The sequence below is a fragment of the Colwellia sp. MB3u-41 genome (assembly GCF_014076845.1).
Lineage (GTDB): Bacteria > Pseudomonadota > Gammaproteobacteria > Enterobacterales > Alteromonadaceae > Colwellia_A.
In genome coordinates, this window is sequence record NZ_JACGUT010000079.1 from 366610 (window position 1) to 382609 (window position 16000).

General features: G+C 36.4%; 14 protein-coding genes and 1 pseudogene. 3 read left to right on the forward strand and 12 right to left on the reverse strand.

All coding sequences use genetic code 11. From position 1 onward, the window contains the following. Positions 1–91: 91 nt before the first annotated feature. From hemB to tatA, 6 genes are read right to left on the reverse strand one after another with little or no spacing between them, the layout of a single operon-like run. Positions 92–1111 carry a porphobilinogen synthase gene (gene hemB / locus H4J73_RS12860; protein ID WP_182223254.1) on the reverse strand — a complete coding sequence of 340 codons (1020 nt, stop codon included), beginning with the start codon at positions 1109–1111 and terminating at the stop codon, positions 92–94. Between the two features lie 46 nt (positions 1112–1157). Further along, positions 1158–1985, reverse strand: a complete 828-nt coding sequence (locus tag H4J73_RS12865) for a GGDEF domain-containing protein (protein ID WP_182178670.1) — start codon at positions 1983–1985, stop codon at positions 1158–1160. Then, positions 1982–2773, reverse strand: a complete 792-nt coding sequence (locus tag H4J73_RS12870; RefSeq protein WP_182178672.1) for a TatD family hydrolase — start codon at positions 2771–2773, stop codon at positions 1982–1984. The genes H4J73_RS12865 and H4J73_RS12870 overlap by 4 nt, the downstream gene beginning before the upstream one ends. Before the next feature lie 21 nt (positions 2774–2794). Continuing rightward, positions 2795–3535, reverse strand: coding sequence for a twin-arginine translocase subunit TatC (gene tatC, locus H4J73_RS12875; protein WP_182178674.1), 741 nt, complete (start codon positions 3533–3535; stop codon positions 2795–2797). 5 nt (positions 3536–3540) lie between these two features. Beyond that, complete coding sequence (tatB, locus tag H4J73_RS12880) at positions 3541–3972, reverse strand: Sec-independent protein translocase protein TatB (RefSeq protein WP_182223255.1); 432 nt, start codon at positions 3970–3972, stop codon at positions 3541–3543. A 3-nt stretch (positions 3973–3975) separates the two neighbouring features. Beyond that, the gene (gene tatA / locus H4J73_RS12885) at positions 3976–4230 is read right to left on the reverse strand and encodes a Sec-independent protein translocase subunit TatA (protein WP_182178679.1); all 255 of its coding nucleotides are present in this window, start codon (positions 4228–4230) and stop codon (positions 3976–3978) included. 92 nt (positions 4231–4322) lie between these two features. On the opposite strand from tatA, the gene H4J73_RS12890 reads away from it, so the two are divergent. Next, a complete protein-coding gene (locus H4J73_RS12890) occupies positions 4323–5339 on the forward strand; it encodes a hypothetical protein (RefSeq protein WP_182178681.1) in 1017 nt (338 codons plus the stop codon). Between the two features lie 18 nt (positions 5340–5357). On the opposite strand, the gene H4J73_RS12895 is transcribed toward H4J73_RS12890, so the two are convergent. Next, positions 5358–7988 carry an EAL domain-containing protein gene (locus H4J73_RS12895; protein ID WP_182178682.1) on the reverse strand — a complete coding sequence of 877 codons (2631 nt, stop codon included), beginning with the start codon at positions 7986–7988 and terminating at the stop codon, positions 5358–5360. A gap of 293 nt (positions 7989–8281) precedes the next feature. Next, entirely contained in the window at positions 8282–9145 is an 864-nt protein-coding gene (gene rpoH, locus H4J73_RS12900) for an RNA polymerase sigma factor RpoH (protein ID WP_182178684.1), read from the reverse strand. Positions 9146–9445: 300 nt separating this feature from the next. Here rpoH and H4J73_RS12905 point away from each other — a divergent pair, with 300 nt between their 5' ends. Next, the gene (locus H4J73_RS12905) at positions 9446–10663 is read left to right on the forward strand and encodes an EAL and HDOD domain-containing protein (protein WP_259366754.1); all 1218 of its coding nucleotides are present in this window, start codon (positions 9446–9448) and stop codon (positions 10661–10663) included. Positions 10664–10682: 19 nt separating this feature from the next. Here H4J73_RS12905 and ftsX read toward each other — a convergent pair whose 3' ends face one another. From ftsX to ftsY, 3 genes and pseudogenes are all read right to left on the reverse strand, one after another. Continuing rightward, entirely contained in the window at positions 10683–11663 is a 981-nt protein-coding gene (gene ftsX / locus H4J73_RS12910) for a permease-like cell division protein FtsX (protein ID WP_310649606.1), read from the reverse strand. Then, positions 11653–12351, reverse strand: coding sequence for a cell division ATP-binding protein FtsE (gene ftsE, locus H4J73_RS12915; protein WP_182178685.1), 699 nt, complete (start codon positions 12349–12351; stop codon positions 11653–11655). The genes ftsX and ftsE overlap by 11 nt, the downstream gene beginning before the upstream one ends. Before the next feature lie 72 nt (positions 12352–12423). Further along, positions 12424–13374: pseudogene (ftsY, locus tag H4J73_RS12920) on the reverse strand (signal recognition particle-docking protein FtsY); the annotation flags it as partial. Between the two features lie 289 nt (positions 13375–13663). On the opposite strand from ftsY, the gene rsmD reads away from it, so the two are divergent. Next, positions 13664–14248, forward strand: coding sequence for a 16S rRNA (guanine(966)-N(2))-methyltransferase RsmD (gene rsmD / locus H4J73_RS12925; protein WP_182178687.1), 585 nt, complete (start codon positions 13664–13666; stop codon positions 14246–14248). Between the two features lie 61 nt (positions 14249–14309). Here rsmD and H4J73_RS12930 read toward each other — a convergent pair whose 3' ends face one another. Beyond that, positions 14310–15878 (reverse strand): serine hydrolase, encoded by a 1569-nt coding sequence (locus H4J73_RS12930; protein ID WP_259366755.1) that lies wholly within the window; start codon positions 15876–15878, stop codon positions 14310–14312. Between the last annotated feature and the right edge of the window lie 122 nt (positions 15879–16000).

The window sequence follows — 16000 nt, forward strand, 5'->3', positions numbered from 1 at the left end:
CGATTTTATAAAAATAAGTCGACTTATTCTATCAGCTAAAGGACTTAGCCATTAGAACAAGTCGTTTGCCTATATATTTTTACTCAAAAATTTATTGCTCTTTCAACCAGTAAGCCACTTTCTTGGCAAAATAAGTTAAAATACCATCCGCACCTGCGCGTTTAAAGGCTAATAATCCTTCCATGACACAAGGTTTTTCAGCTAACCAGCCATTTTGAATAGCGGCCATATGCATGGCATATTCACCACTGACTTGATAAGCATATGTTGGTACTTGAAAGGTATCTTTTACACGGCGGACAATATCCAAATAAGGCATGCCCGGTTTTACCATGACCATATCAGCACCTTCGGCAATATCTTGAGCCACTCCATGTAAAGCTTCGTCGCTGTTTGCAGGGTCCATTTGATATGAATACTTGTTGCCCCCTTGAATATTACTGGCAGAGCCAACAGCATCACGAAAAGGACCATAATAGTTAGAGGCATATTTCGCTGAATAAGCCAAAATACGCGTATTTACAAAACCTTTATTTTCTAACTCTTCACGAATAGCACCTACACGGCCGTCCATCATATCTGAAGGAGCAACAACATCTGCACCCGCTTGTGCATGTGATAATGCCTGTTTCACTAAAATTTCTTTAGTCATGTCATTTAATACATAACCTTCATCTTTACCCTTTTTACCAAGAATACCGTCTTGGCCATGAGTCGTGAATGGGTCAAGAGCAACATCGGTTATTACCCCTAATTCAGGAAAATTAGCTTTTAAAGCACGAACAGTGCGTTGAGCTAATCCCTCAGGGTTATAAGATTCTTCAGCCATCAATGACTTTTTATTAGCAGGGGTGACAGGGAAAATAGCAATAGCTGGTATACCTAAATCAACGAGCTCTTGTGCCTCTTCCAATAATAAATCAATGCTTTTACGTTCAACGCCTGGCATAGAGTCAATGGTTTCTCGCTGATTTTCACCCTCAAGTACAAAAACTGGATAAATAAGATCGTTAACCGTTAATTGGTTTTCTGACATTAAACGACGCGAAAAGTCATCGCGGCGCATTCGACGCATTCGACGGGCGGGAAATTGTCCAAAGGCATTACTCATAGCCATATTCCTAAATAGTTAAATAAGTGTGTAGGTTAGCAAAAATTTACGTTGTACTTATTTCTGCAAAATCTTGTTGCTTTACTTGATTGCGACCATTATTTTTAGCTTGATACAAGGCCTTATCAGCCGCTGTAAATAAGTGCTCTAGTTGTACATTTTTTTGTTGTAAATAGGTGCTAATACCACAACTAATGGTTAACTTTATGATGGTGTTATTGTAGTTGATTTGACAATTAGCAATACTTTCTCTTAATTCCTCAGCAAACGCTAGCGCACCTTTACTATCGGTTTCGGGTAATATTAAGCAAAACTCTTCACCACCATAACGACAGCTAATATCTGCACTGCGTCGTAAACATTGTTTAATACAAGTAGAAACAGCTACTAAACATTCATCACCCGCTAAATGACCATATTTATCATTTACTTTTTTGAAATGATCTACATCAATAACGACTAAACTTAACGGGGTTAAATTACGGCGACTTCGTCGATATTCAGCAAGAATTTTTTGATCGTAAAAGCGGCGATTATATAAACCCGTTAGGTCATCTAGGGTATTTTTTTCTTGAAGTTCTTTATTCATTTCTTCAAGCTCTTGCAACGCTATATTGAGTTCTAACGTACGTTCTTGTACTTTACTTTCTAATTCGTGATGTTCTTCCGCAGGCTGATTTTCAGTACTGTCGATATCATGATTTGTAACTTGCTTGTGCTGTTGGAGGTTTAGCGACAACGTGATAAATGTCAGTATAAATATCGATAAGGCTATCCATGAGAATTGCAACACGACGTTTATCAAAGCTAACACAGCAGATAAAAAGGGGATAATAAAAAGAGGTGTTATTAAGCGATTCAGTCGTATAGTCATTTTGGCTCGCCTAAGTTGAAAACTTTTCGAGCATTTTCACTGCTGGCCTTAATAACCTCGTCGATACTGCATTGGTACAATTGAGCAACTTTTTCTATGACATGAGGTAAGTAACTTGGTTCATTTCGGCTACTTTTTGGTTTAGGTCTAATGGTTCTAGGCGTCAAATATGGCGCATCTGTTTCAATCATTAAACGACTGAGAGGGATCGATGGAATAAGCGCTTGTAATGACTTTCCACGACGTTCGTCACATACCCAACCAGTAATGCCTATATACATACCTGCCGATAAACATCGATTTAATTCATCACCATTGCCAGTAAAACAATGAGAGACCATGGCAGGAACAGAGTCTAGATAAGGTGAGAGTAATTGAAACCATGCAGAAAAAGCATCGCGCTGATGAAGAAAAAGCGGAAGTTGAAGCTCTGCTGCTAAAGCAACTTGCTCAGCAAATACTTTTTCTTGTTGCTTGGGAGCAGAAAAATTACGGTTAAAGTCTAAGCCACATTCACCAATCGCTTTTACGGCTTTATTTTTCGCTAAGGCCCTAATTTCTTCTAGGTAGGTGTCACTAACATTGTCAGCATCGTGTGGGTGAACGCCGGCTGTAGAATAAAGATAATCAGGATACTGTTCAGATAATAACGCCGCTTTATGGCTTTCAAAAATATTTGTTCCTGTTACCAACATAGCCTTAATTCCCGCAGACTTAGCGCGCACAATTAAGGCATCACGGTCTTTGTCAAAACGCGCATTTGTTAAATTAACGCCAATATCTATCATTAGCTATCCAATTTCATCAAACTAAGTTTCTTCTGAGTCGTTTTTTTTCTGATATATCGCAGCTATGAATACGCCTAATTCAAACAATAACAACATAGGTACTGCTAACAAAGTTTGCGAAATAATATCGGGTGGTGTTAATAACATACCGACCACAAAAGCACCAACAACCACATAGGGTCTTTTTGCCCTTAGGCTGTCAGGATCCGTAAAACCCGTCCAACACAATAGAATAATAACAATGGGTATTTCAAAAACAATGCCAAAAGCAAAAAATAATTTTAGAACAAAATCTAGATAACTGGTAATGTCGGTAGCAATATTTACCCCTTCTGGTGCTACAGAGGTAAAAAATGCAAATATTATCGGAAAAACAACATAATACACAAAAGCAATTCCACCATAAAATAATAAAGTACTGCCAAACATCAGCGGGATAACTAAGCGTTTTTCATTCTTATATAGTCCGGGGGCAATGAAAGCCCAAATTTGATAAAGAATAAAAGGCATAGCAATAAAAATAGACAGTACCATGGTCAATTTAAAAGGCGCGAAGAACGATGAAGCAACATCTGTTGCAATCATTTGCCCACCTTCTGGTAAAGTTTCCATTAAGGGTTTGGAAACATATTCATAAATTTCATTAGCGAAATAGAACAAACCTAAAAAAACAACCAATACTCCCACTACAACGTTCAATAATCGGCTGCGTAATTCGAGTAAATGATCAAATAAAGTGTAGCTACTTGCTGAAGAGTTCATGCGTATTACTTTTTATTTGCTAATGAAGATAAAGATGAAAGGTTAGCAGTGACTTCTGTCTCTTTTGTCACCTGATCATTCTTTTCGATGTTTTCTGGCACAGTATTTTCTGGAGAACTATTTTCAGATTCTTTATTTTTATCAAGTTGATAAGGACGATTAACCATTTCAGCGGCTTCTTGTAACGTTTTTAAAGACTCTGCAATTTCAGGCGATAAGTTTTTCATATCTGCTTGTTCTGCTTTTTTTAAATTAGCATGCAGCTCTTGAATACGTAATTCTTCAGTAAGCTCAGTTTTTACGCTTTCACTGAACTTACGTACACCACTTATCCAACCTCGTACGGTTCTAATAGCAACGGGTAAACGTTCCGGCCCTAAAACGATTAAACCAATTATCACTATCAATGAAAGTTCCCAAAAACCAATATCAAACATAAATTACGCCTGATCTTTTTCTTTTGTCGTCATTTTCTCATCAGCTTTTTTAATGTTCTCGTCAGCCATGGTAGACTTATCAACAATGTTTTCTGCGGTTTCTTCTTCTTTTTTAGCGGTACTATCAGTCATCGCATTTTTAAAACCTTTCACGGCTGAACCTAAGTCACCACCCAAATTACGTAATTTTTTTGTGCCGAATAACAAAACAATAATAACCGCAACAATTAATAATTGCCAAATACCCATATTTCCCATGATAAACCCCTATTATTTATAATGGATTCATTATAAAGTTTTAATATGAAAAATCATCCTTTGATAGATAAAATAATGCGATAGGACAAACTTTGCAGAAAAAGCACCTTGTTTACCTGAGTTGCTTCTTGTTGATCAGCGTTACATTCATTACTTTTCAGAGTAATGCTGCACAAGATCAAAACATGGACAGTGAAAGACAAATAGAAAAACCTTCCAGACAGCCAAAAAGGCCTGTTATAAAAACACTTGAGCAAGAACATTGGAGTCAAGAAGTACACGACACTATCGCTAACTCAGTTTATCAATCAGCGACTTGGTTCGATAGTTTTTTTACCGATATTGATAGCCAACAAATTGAACCTAAAGCAACAGCGAAAATACGTTTTGGTTGGATACCCAAAGCACGTAATTTAGCTGAATTCGATTCTCGCTTTAGATTAAAAGTAAAATTACCACATTTTAAAGACAAGATGAGTTTGATCCTTTCAGATGAAGATGATGTTGAAGAGAGTCAACTACCACTAGATGGAATAGGTACTCGTCCTGAAATCAATGATGAAAGCTTCGCTGCAGCACTGCGTTATGTTGTTGAAAAAGAGAGTGACAGCTTAATAGACACTCGGATCGGTATTTCTGGTGGAGATATTTTTGCAAAAGTACGCCAACGCCACTTATATACATTCAATGAAAAGCATGGTGTTAAAGTCGAGCCTTCAACCTATTATTTCTTAGATGATGGTCTAGGCGCAAAATTATTTCTTGAATATAATTACCAGCATGATGAAAAGTCTCAGTATAGAATAAATTACACTATTCGTGGTTCTCAATCGTTTAGCGGTATTCGTTGGAAGCATGGCTTTTATTATTTAAATCAATTAGATAAAAATACAGCTTCAGTCACTGGCTTGCAAGTTGAAGGGGAGCGCAATGGTGAATATGGATTTTTCACTGATAAATATACGTTAAGTTATCGCTATCGATTTAATGCTTTACAAAAATGGTTATATTTCGAAGTCGAACCATTTTTAGAGTGGTCAAAAGATGACAGCTACACCACAACAACAGGTATAGCACTTCGCATAGAAGGTTTTTTCAGTAAAAAATAACTCATCATTGACAAAAAGCTAAGCACTGGCTTTAACTATAACTTCACTTTCATTGATTATTCGTGGCATTTTTATTGGGCGACTTATATGATAGCCTTGACCAAACTCACAACCAACGTTCTGCAATTTTTTCAACATTTCTTCTGACTCTATACCTTCTGCGACTAAGTGATAACCAAAGTTGCTACCTAAATCATGCAGCGCCTTCACCAAAGACAAATTTTTATCGTTGGTATTAAGTGTGCGAACAAAACTTCGGTCTAATTTGATAAACTCAAAAGGATAGTTATGTAAGAAGTTTAACGACGACGCCCCTGCACCGTAATCATCTAGCGCGAGTTTCACACCAAAATCTTTTAACCGACGTAAATTTTTCAGCGCTAGTTCACTCTGCTGAGCAAAAGCTGATTCATTAAATTCGAGAATTAATCGATGAGGTTCAATGTTAGTGTCTTTAATTTGATTGATCAATTTATTAAGCTGGTTAGCTTGTATCAAATGACGTCCAGACAAATTAATACCGATAAAAGCATTATAATAGTCTTTACTTTGTTGCCAACTTTTCAATTGCTCACTGACTTCTTTAATTACCCAAGCATCAATATCTAATATCATGCCTGTTTCTTCAGCCATGTATAAAAAATCACTTGGCGTTAATATCCCTTTAGTAGGGTGCTGCCAACGTAATAACGCTTCAAAACCAATCGTATTAGTCAGTGATAAATTTGAAATTTGTTGGTAGTGAAGTTCAAACTGACCTTTGGTAATAGCAACACGTAATTCTTGTTCTAACGTCATACTCGCAATAAGTTGTTCTCGCATGCTTTCATCAAAAAAGACATAACGACCACGTCCTAAATTTTTAGCTTGATACATGGCAGCATCAGCATCACGTAAAATCTCATGAGAATCTTTATAATGACTACTACATTGTGCAATACCTATACTCGCGTTAGAGTAAAGTGTATGGCCACCTAAACTAAAAGGTTTAGCTATTGCTGTGATAATACGAGAAGCAACTTCTTCAATATCTTCTTGTAACTGCAAAGAGTCAAGTAAGATAACAAACTCATCGCCACCTAAACGCGCTAAAATATCATTATCTCTTACACAATCCTGTAACCGAAGCGCAATTTCGATAAGGAATTTATCTCCTGCATGATGTCCGAGTGTATCGTTGATCATTTTAAAACGATCTAAATCAATAAATAATACGGCAAAACGTTGATCAGGGTGACGTTTTAAATGTCGGAGTGAATAGCTCAACCTGTCTGAAAACATAGCTCTATTTGGTAGTTTAGTAAGCCCATCATGATGGGCCTCATAATAGAGTTGCGCTTCTGCTTTTCTTCTTTCGTCGATTTGCATGCGTAAATTTAGATTACTTGCCTGTAGTTCTTGTGTGCGTTGATTAACTGTTTTTTCTAATACTTCATTATTTATTTTAATTTCAGCTTGAGAGCGTTTACGTAAAATGGCTGTATCTACATGTTGGCTAATAAAACGCATTAGCTTTAAATCACTCCGTTGATAAGCTTGCGAGTCGTGATAATGCTGAATAGCTAAAATACCAAAGATTTTTCCATCAGCCATTAAAGGTGCGGCAAGCCATGCTTGTGGCATTTTATTTTTAGGATAATCTAGTGTCAGGAGCTCGCTCCTTATTTCACCTTGTTCGGATAAATAGAAGACTTCGCCTTCTGAAATTAACGTTGGAGAAACCGCCTTTATCGCTAATTCTGTCAAACCAAAACCTAACATTCTAGGGAGAGGGGAAGACACTCTTTCATCATCATAGTATGGAAAAGTAACGATTGAATGCTCTTCATTGTCGCTATCATCTAACAGGGCAATATATAAATTTTTTGCAGGAAGTAATGTATTGATTTCTTTATGTATTGCGCGATAAAAGCAGTCTATATCTTGTGAGTTAGCCGTTATTTCTGAAATTGATAACAATGCTTTGTGCATTTTTACTACTTTTTTACGTTCTGTAATTTCAAGTTGTAACTGCTTGTTGGCTTCTGTTAATTTATGTGTTCTTTGGATAATACTTTCTTCTAATAGTTCACGACTACGGACACGATCAATAGCGGTAACCAAGTGAATCGCAATAAATTCAAGTAACTGACAATCGCGTACATCAAAATAAAGTTTGTCATCATAACTTTGCAAAGCAAGAACACCAATAACCTGATTACCCCGTCTAAGTGGTACTCCTAACCAATCGACACACGATGAACCATACAAAAAAATATCACCTGACTTCTCCAGTGCTATACGTTCTTTGGCAGAACAATGCATTGACTTTTCATTATTAAAAACGATACCTGTTAAGCACTTTCGCCAATCAGTCACTTTTAAATGATCAAGTAAGCGCATTTCTTCAGGCTTATGGCAATGCGCAAGTTCTAGATTATGATCTGTATTAAGGAGGGTAATATGAAAACTATCAGTCGTTAGTAAAGTTTTAATGACCGATTTAAGCTCAGCGTAAAAGGCTGCCATATCGGTAACGGTGCTTGCCAATTCAGACAATTGCAACAAACCCGACTGCATAACTTTAACCTGACGATACTTTTTAAGTAAGGACCTTAATTTAGGAAGCTGACGTAATGCCAGAACATCTGCCTTTGCCTTCGATTCCATCTAGGCGATTCCATATCTAGTTATTAGTATTATTTTTAGGCTGTTAGTCTACCAAATTAATATCACTTGGCTAGTAACTTTATTTGAATTATTAATATCAATTTGGTATGTGCATGTTTTTTATACACATTAAGTCATAATTAAGACTATTATTATCAATGATAATATAGTTAAAACAGTCATATTGACCAGTACAAGCCATATATAACTTCTTAATAAATAAGGTTATTGAAAATTCAGCCATAAAAAAACCGACTTTCGTCGGTCTTTTATGCAATGTTGTATAACAAAGACTAAGCGGCCATAGACCCTTTAAGCTTGTTAAGGGCATTTTTTTCTAATTGTCTTACACGCTCTGCTGAAATATGGTATTTATTTGCTAAATCTTGCAAAGTGGTTTTATCTTCAGTTAACCAGCGAGTTCTTATAATATCTTGGCTACGCTCATCCAGAATGACTAAAGCATTAGATAAACGCTTGTTAGCATGAGCCGAGTGATTTTCGTCTTCAACCTGAACAGCGAGGTCTGACTGATGATCTTCAAGGTACAATGCTGGCGAATAACCACCACCCGCTGAGTTATCGACATCGTCAGATGACAACTCAAAAGCCTGATCTTGGTTACTCATTCTAGATTCCATCTCTAAAACATCTTTAGGTGTAACACCGAGTGTTTCTGCAACATTATTAATTTCGTCATTACTAAACCAACCTAAACGTTTTTTATTTTTACGAAGATTAAAAAACAGCTTACGTTGTGCCTTAGTCGTTGCTACTTTGACAATGCGCCAATTGCGTAGAACAAATTCATGAATTTCGGCTTTTATCCAGTGAACAGCAAACGATACTAAACGAACACCAACCTCTGGGTTAAAACGTTTGACCGCTTTCATCAAGCCAACATTACCTTCTTGTATCAAATCAGCTTGAGGTAAACCATAACCTGCGTAACCTTTAGCAACATGAATAACAAAACGCAAATGCGACATAATAAGCTCTTGTGCCGCTTGCAAATCATTTTCTGAATATAAACGAGTGGCGAGTTCATTCTCACGCTGCGCAGTAAGCATTGGTATGCTATAAGCAGACTGCATGTAAGATTCAATACTACCGCTACGTGGAACCGTTAGCGCCATTGATTGTATCGGTTTACTCATTTTAAAAACCTCTCTTTATCGCTCTTTAATTACTCTTAAAAAATTCTTAACTTTCTAGCTCGCTATAATAGCATACATCGACCGTGTAGGCGAGCAACGCACCACACATTACCTTACAACACAAGACGAAACAACTCAGTCAAACAAATTTATCTGCTTTTTTTGTGTATATTTGTTAATATAAAAGACAATACAAACATTAACAGTTACAAAACAGTAACTTAACCTATAGTTAACAAGAGTATGAACATTACGTTAAGTATTTAATTAGCTTCAAAACAAACTTAAGAAGGTTATAATTTGTACTCCTATGTCGCTCGTCAGCCAATCTTGGATCTTGCACAGAATATCGTTGCGTATGAGTTGCTGTTTCGCGACGGAAAAAGTAACAGTTTTCCTGATATCGATCCAAATCAGGCAACATCTAATATACTAACCAACAACCATTTAGCTTTAGGTTTAGAGCAAGTAACCGCTAACCTACCTGCTTATATTAACTTTCATGCAGATACATTAATTTTTAATTTCCCAAGCTTTCTCGATCCCAAAAATGTTGTATTAGAGATTTTAGAAGATGTGCCCATTACCCCTGAGCTTTTATCCGCCTGTAAATTACTTTATGAAAAAGGCTATAAATTAGCTTTAGACGATTTTGATTTTGATGAAAAGTGGGAGGCCTTTTACCCTTTTATTGATATAATTAAAATTGATGTACTACAGTTTTCTATTTTAGAGATTAATAAACTTGTTAGAAAAATCAGTGAACTAGACGTAACGTTATTAGCTGAAAAAGTAGAAACATCACAACAATTTGAAAAATTAAAAATGCTTGGTTTTACGCTTTTTCAAGGTTACTTTTTTGCCAAGCCAGAAATGCTAAAACAACGAAAAATAACCACTGCAAAACAAAACATTCTTGAGCTAATTAGCCAAGCAAGCCAAATTGATTTAAATATTAACAAAATAAGTGAAATTTTTGCTGTTGACCCCGGCTTAACCTATAAACTCTTACGTTTTATCAATAGTCCTACCTACGGAAGTAGCCAAGAAATAACATCGTTAAAACATGCTCTCGCTTATATTGGTCAAGTGGAGTTGAAAAAGTTTATTGCCTTGTTGGCTTTATCTGACTTGAGTTCAGATAAAAACCCAGAAATTATGCGTCTATCTTTAGCAAGAGCTAAGTTCTGTGAAAAAATCGCACTTTGTCGCTTTGAAAGTGAAAACCCACCTAAAGCTTTTTTAACCGGTATATTATCGTTAATTGATAGTATTTTAGATCATGAATTAGAGTATGTACTAGGTGTTTTACCTATCCATGAAGGTATAAAAGCAGCATTAAGAAACGAGCAAGGTGATCTCGGTAATTATCTGTCACTCGTTAAGCATATTGAGCAAGGTTTGTGGCAAGAAAGTGAAAAAATTGCCAATAAACTAGAAGTAGACTCTAACATTTGTTTTGAAGCCTATATTAAATCACTTTGTTGGGCAGACGAAATGTTAGCTTGTGCCACTTAAAAATCGTGGTTAGCTTTTATTAATCTGCTGTCGGTTCTATTGCTCGAATGTGTTTGCGCACTGAAATATAACTTCCTGATAAGCCAAGGACAACGGCAAAAGATATCAGTGTTATCGCCTCTGAAAAATTTAAACCACTAATAATAAAGTTACTGTGATATAAGTCAGTTAACTCAGAGAGTGCACCTGATAAATATCGCGCTAATACAGCAACACAAAACCATGTAACCACACCGCCTAAAATTCCATACCAGGCACCGGCATATAGAAAAGGTCGCTGGATAAAGCTATCTGTTGCGCCTACAAGCTTCATAACTGCAATAGCATCTTTTTGACTTAAAATAGCTAAACGTATGGTATTACCAATAATAAGAACTACTGATAAACACAGTAATGCGCCAATACCCACAACAATATCTTCAATTAATTTTGCGATAGCCTCTAGTCGAGAGAGCCATTCAAGATCTAATTTACCTTGCTGAACTTCTCGCTCTTTTTCTAATTTTAATAACAACTCACCTGCAGCTTGGGTTTGACTTGCTCGATTTGTTGGTGTGACGAGGAGTGTAGCCGGGAGAGGGTTTTTATCTAAATATTCTAACGCCTGCCCAAAGCCAGAGAGTGCTTTAAACTCTTTTAACGCTTGTTTGGCAGAGATATAGGTTACCTTAGAAACCTCAGGGTAAAGTTCAATTCGATGTATTAAGTTTTGTGCTGATTTATCTGTCACTGATAACTTTAAAAATAAGCTGATTTCTGAAGCGGTATCCCACTGTTCACTAATCGCTTTAGCATTTTTAACAAATAAATGTAATGTGGCAGGCAAAGTCAAACTTATACCTAAAACTAAAACAGTCATTATCGAAGTGAAGGGAGTGCGCCATAAATCACCTAAACTACCTACCGCTTGTTGTATGTGCCGAATGAATCGTGCTGTTATCTTTGCTGATAAAGGCTGTTTCTGTGAAGGCTGACCAAAGCGAGAAGGTTCATTCATCATTTTCATTCCTAACTTGTAAACCTTCTATAATACCATCGGTGATCATGGAGCCTTGTTTAAGTGTTAGCGTTCGGTACTTCATTCGAGCAATAAGCCCAAGATCATGCGTAGCAATAAGCACCGTAACGCCAAAATCATTAAACTCTTCAAATAAGCGAATAATATCTAATGAAAGTTTAGGATCTAAATTCCCAGTAGGTTCATCGGCAAGAAGAATTAAAGGTTTATTCACTAAAGCTCGTGCAATTCCAACCCTTTGCTGCTCTCCACCTGAAAGCATATTAGGAAAACAACGTAATTTGTCACTCAAATGTACTTTGTCTAAAGCAGCTTCAACTCTTTTTCGCGTTTCTTTATGACTGTAGCCTTCAATAACTAAAGGTAAAGCTACATTATCAAAAATAGTTCTATCCATTAACAGATTATGATTTTGAAAAATCATTCCTATTTTACGTCGTGCATAGGGGATATCTTTATACTTGATATTCGATATTTCACTACCATTAATTTGGATTTTACCGTTTGTTGGTTTTTCCATTAAGCTCATAAGCTTTAAAAGCGTGCTTTTTCCTGCACCTGAGTGTCCTGTTAAAAATGCCATCTCACCCGAAGACAATTCAAAGCTGACATTTTTAAGAGCTAAAAATCCACCTGGGTAGGTTTTACTGACATTGTTAAAGCGGATCATAAAATAGTTACACTCTTACTTTTGTTATTATTCTTAATAGTTTGATCGGACATCAAAACCATACCGTAAATGTTATGTTTCTTGAGTGAACAAGGCGTCAATAAAATCATTACCATTAAACGGACGTAAATCATCAATACCTTCACCGACACCTAAATAGCGAATAGGTATGGCATTTTTATCCGCAACAGCAAAAACAACACCACCTTTAGCTGTTCCATCAAGCTTGGTTATTGTTAAACCCGTTAAACCAACCGCTTCATTAAATAATTTAGTTTGACTCAATGCGTTTTGCCCTGTGCCTGCATCAAGAGTCAACATCACTTCATGGGGGGCTTTATCATCAATTTTTTTCATGACACGCACCACTTTCTTTAATTCGTCCATTAAGTGACTCTTGTTCTGTAATCTACCGGCAGTATCAGCAATCAGTACATCGACACCACGAGCCTTAGCTGCACTAATAGCATCAAAGATAACAGAAGCGCTGTCTGCACCCGTATGCTGAGCAATGACTGGAATATCATTACGCTCTCCCCATACTTGCAATTGTTCAACAGCTGCCGCTCTAAAAGTGTCGCCTGCCGCTAGCATTACTGATTTACCTTCAGCTTGAAATTTTTTCGCTAGCTTACCAATAGTCGTCGTTTTACCCACACCATTGACACCAACCATTAAAATAACATAAGGACCAGCATCATTATCAAGCACTAACGGCACACTAACGGGTTCAATAATTTTCTTCAATTCTTCTTTTAGTAAGTCGTATAACGCTTCAGCATTTTTAAGCTGTTTACGTGATGCACTTTCTGTTAACGATTTAATAATTTTGGTGGTGGTTTCAATGCCAACATCCGCCAGTAACAAGTGAGTTTCGAGTTCTTCAAATAACTCGTCATCAATCTTTTTACCACTGAATAAGCTAAATATTCCACCACCGATATTTTGTCGGGTTTTAGTGAGACCTTGTTTTAAACGAGTGAAAAAACCCGTTTTAACTGGCTCTGGCTCTGGCTCTGGCTCTGCAAGTATATTTTCAGGACCAACCTCACCGATAGCAAGACTTTCATCTTGATTTTTATCAATTATTTTTTCAGAAATATCACGTATTTCTTCTGAATTTTTAATTGCATCAGTAACTTCTTCTTGCTGACGCCCCAAACCTAACCAGGAAAACATACCTTTTTTCTTCGACATAACAATAAATTCTTCTCTGACCATCATTTTGATGGCAATAGTTCACTAAACAAGGATAAAATCATCGCTATAGTAGCACCTAAAAACAATACAAAAAACAAAAGCTGAGTAAGATATGAACAAACAACGTAAACAATCAGCAAAACCAAACAATAAGGGCAGTATTCGCATTATTGCCGGTTTACATCGAGGTAGAAAGCTTCCTGTTTTAGTGGCTAAAGGTTTAAGACCAACGACTGATAGAGTAAAAGAAACTGTATTTAATTGGTTGATGCCCTTTATTCAAGACAGCACCTGTTTAGATTGCTTCGCAGGATCTGGTGGTCTAGGTTTTGAGGCATTATCTAGGGGAGCGAGCCATGTTAACTTTGTCGAATTGAACAAATTTGCCGTTCAACAATTAAAAGAAAATCAGCAGTTACTAAAAGCAAATAATATTTCAGTTATGCAAAGTGACGCCTTAAGTTTTATTCGGCACAATACGCAAAAATTTGATGTGGTTTTTTTAGATCCTCCTTTTCGAAAAAACTTTATTGAGCAAACAGCTACTTTACTCAACGAAAAAAGTTTGGCTGCCAATGCATTGATTTATATAGAAATGGAGAGTGAACATAATAATCAAAAACTGCCATTAAATTGGAAATTATTGAAAGAGAAAATAGCAGGACAAGTTATTTATCGCTTATATCAAAAAATGTAAGATCACATCCGCAGGTGAGAGTTTATGGGTAACAATAACTCTCATCTGTGGATGTCCTATGTTACTTTTTAGGTCTAAGCGTTAAATCATGAAAATCAAAGCTAAAATCAGTGGCACGAGATACCGCTTTCATCGTTACATAATTAATTGAACCGTCGGTATTCAAATTAAAATTAACAAAAGCATCTGCTTCTAATGTTCTATCCCCCCAACGTACAATAAAAGTATTATGTTGATAATGCTCTAACGTTCCCTGTAATGCGGGTGTATTACCGAACTGCATTGTTAAAGCGTTATTGGCATAGTTAATGACTATGTCGCCATACCAGTTATCCGTATAAGTTTGCGCATAGGCTTTTAAAGGTAGGGAGTGTCGTGAATTTTTATCAATATTGCTCGCTGCTTCAACTAAACGATTTACCTCTGCTGTTTTACGTTTCTGATTCATATCATCATAGAATTTCACCCAGTCTTTTGCTGGCAATTCTAAATATTCATTTAAAATTTGATGGTAAATAGCGTTAAAAGCGTATCCTGATTGTTGATTAGTTAGAATAACCATTGCTAAATTTTCTTCTGGTACTAGTACAACTTTAGACACCATGCCTAAGATGCCACCACTATGATGAACAAGTTTCACGCCGTGGTAGTCATTTAAAAACCAGCCTAAACCATAACCAGAAAAATGTGTTTTATCATTTTCTGTGGCGGCTTTAGATACTGGTAAGATTGTGTGCATTTGCCACATATTGTGACTTTGACGCTCACTAAAAATATTTTCATCCTCGCCATAAGCCCCTTCATTTAACTGAGCTTTAAGCCATAAAGACATATCGTTAACACTTGAAGCAACAGAGCCCGCAGAAGAGAATTGCTCTAAGAAATCGCCACCAACAACGTTTAACTTATCATCTAACGGTACGTGTGCACGTGCTACGTTATTATTTTCTTTTGAAATCAATGAAAATTTTGCTTTGGTATTTTTCATACCAAGTGGTTGAAAAATAGTATCTTTGATGTTTTCTTGCCAACTTTTCCTGGTAATTTTGGCAATGATTTCACCTGCTATAACATACATTAAATTATCGTAGGCAAATTCGCTTCGGAAACTTGAAACCTCAGGTAAATGTTTTAAACCTTTAATAATGTCTTTATTCGTTAACGTGGTGCCCGGCCAAATCATAAGATCGCCCGCACCTAAACCTAAACCACTATTGTGTGACAACAAATCCAAAATAGTGAATTGACGTGTAACATAAGCGTCTGGCATTTGGAATTCAGGAATAATATCAATAACTTTTGATTGCCATGTCAATTTACCTTGATCAACCAAGTTTGCGAGTAAGGCTGCTGTCATCGCTTTTGTATTTGATGCAATACCAAACAAGGTATCACCATTCACCTTGTTATTCGTACCGTATTCGGTTAAACCAAACCCTTTACTCATAACAACTTTATTATTTTTGACAATAGCAACCGCTATACCAGGTACTTGAAAAGTCTCCATCGCTTTGTTGATTGATTTTTCAATGTTTTGTTTTTTTTGTTCAAGCATGCTCGATGAAGTAGCAAAAGCTAACGAGACAAATAAATAGGCTGTTGCCATTAAACCAACGTGGAGTACTTTCATATTTTCATCCTTATTTTATTATATTAATGATATCCAGCAAATTAACTAAATATAGATGTTCGGGCTCGTATTTACTAAAATCTACTTTTAGCACGATAGCTAACTAATAAAGAAAATACTTC

Excerpts from the sequence above, each read along its gene's own strand:
- H4J73_RS12895 (WP_182178682.1), bottom strand. The coding sequence starts at position 7,988 with ATGGAATCGAAGGCAAAGGCAGATGTTCTGGCATTACGTCAGCTTCCT.
- tatA (WP_182178679.1), bottom strand. The coding sequence starts at position 4,230 with ATGGGAAATATGGGTATTTGGCAATTATTAATTGTTGCGGTTATTATT.
- hemB (WP_182223254.1), bottom strand. The coding sequence starts at position 1,111 with ATGAGTAATGCCTTTGGACAATTTCCCGCCCGTCGAATGCGTCGAATG.
- H4J73_RS12865 (WP_182178670.1), bottom strand. The coding sequence starts at position 1,985 with ATGACTATACGACTGAATCGCTTAATAACACCTCTTTTTATTATCCCC.
- rsmD (WP_182178687.1), top strand. The coding sequence starts at position 13,664 with ATGAACAAACAACGTAAACAATCAGCAAAACCAAACAATAAGGGCAGT.
- H4J73_RS12870 (WP_182178672.1), bottom strand. The coding sequence starts at position 2,773 with ATGATAGATATTGGCGTTAATTTAACAAATGCGCGTTTTGACAAAGAC.
- rpoH (WP_182178684.1), bottom strand. The coding sequence starts at position 9,145 with ATGAGTAAACCGATACAATCAATGGCGCTAACGGTTCCACGTAGCGGT.
- ftsE (WP_182178685.1), bottom strand. The coding sequence starts at position 12,351 with ATGATCCGCTTTAACAATGTCAGTAAAACCTACCCAGGTGGATTTTTA.
- tatC (WP_182178674.1), bottom strand. The coding sequence starts at position 3,535 with ATGAACTCTTCAGCAAGTAGCTACACTTTATTTGATCATTTACTCGAA.
- tatB (WP_182223255.1), bottom strand. The coding sequence starts at position 3,972 with ATGTTTGATATTGGTTTTTGGGAACTTTCATTGATAGTGATAATTGGT.
- H4J73_RS12930 (WP_259366755.1), bottom strand. The coding sequence starts at position 15,878 with ATGAAAGTACTCCACGTTGGTTTAATGGCAACAGCCTATTTATTTGTC.
- ftsX (WP_310649606.1), bottom strand. The coding sequence starts at position 11,663 with ATGATGAATGAACCTTCTCGCTTTGGTCAGCCTTCACAGAAACAGCCT.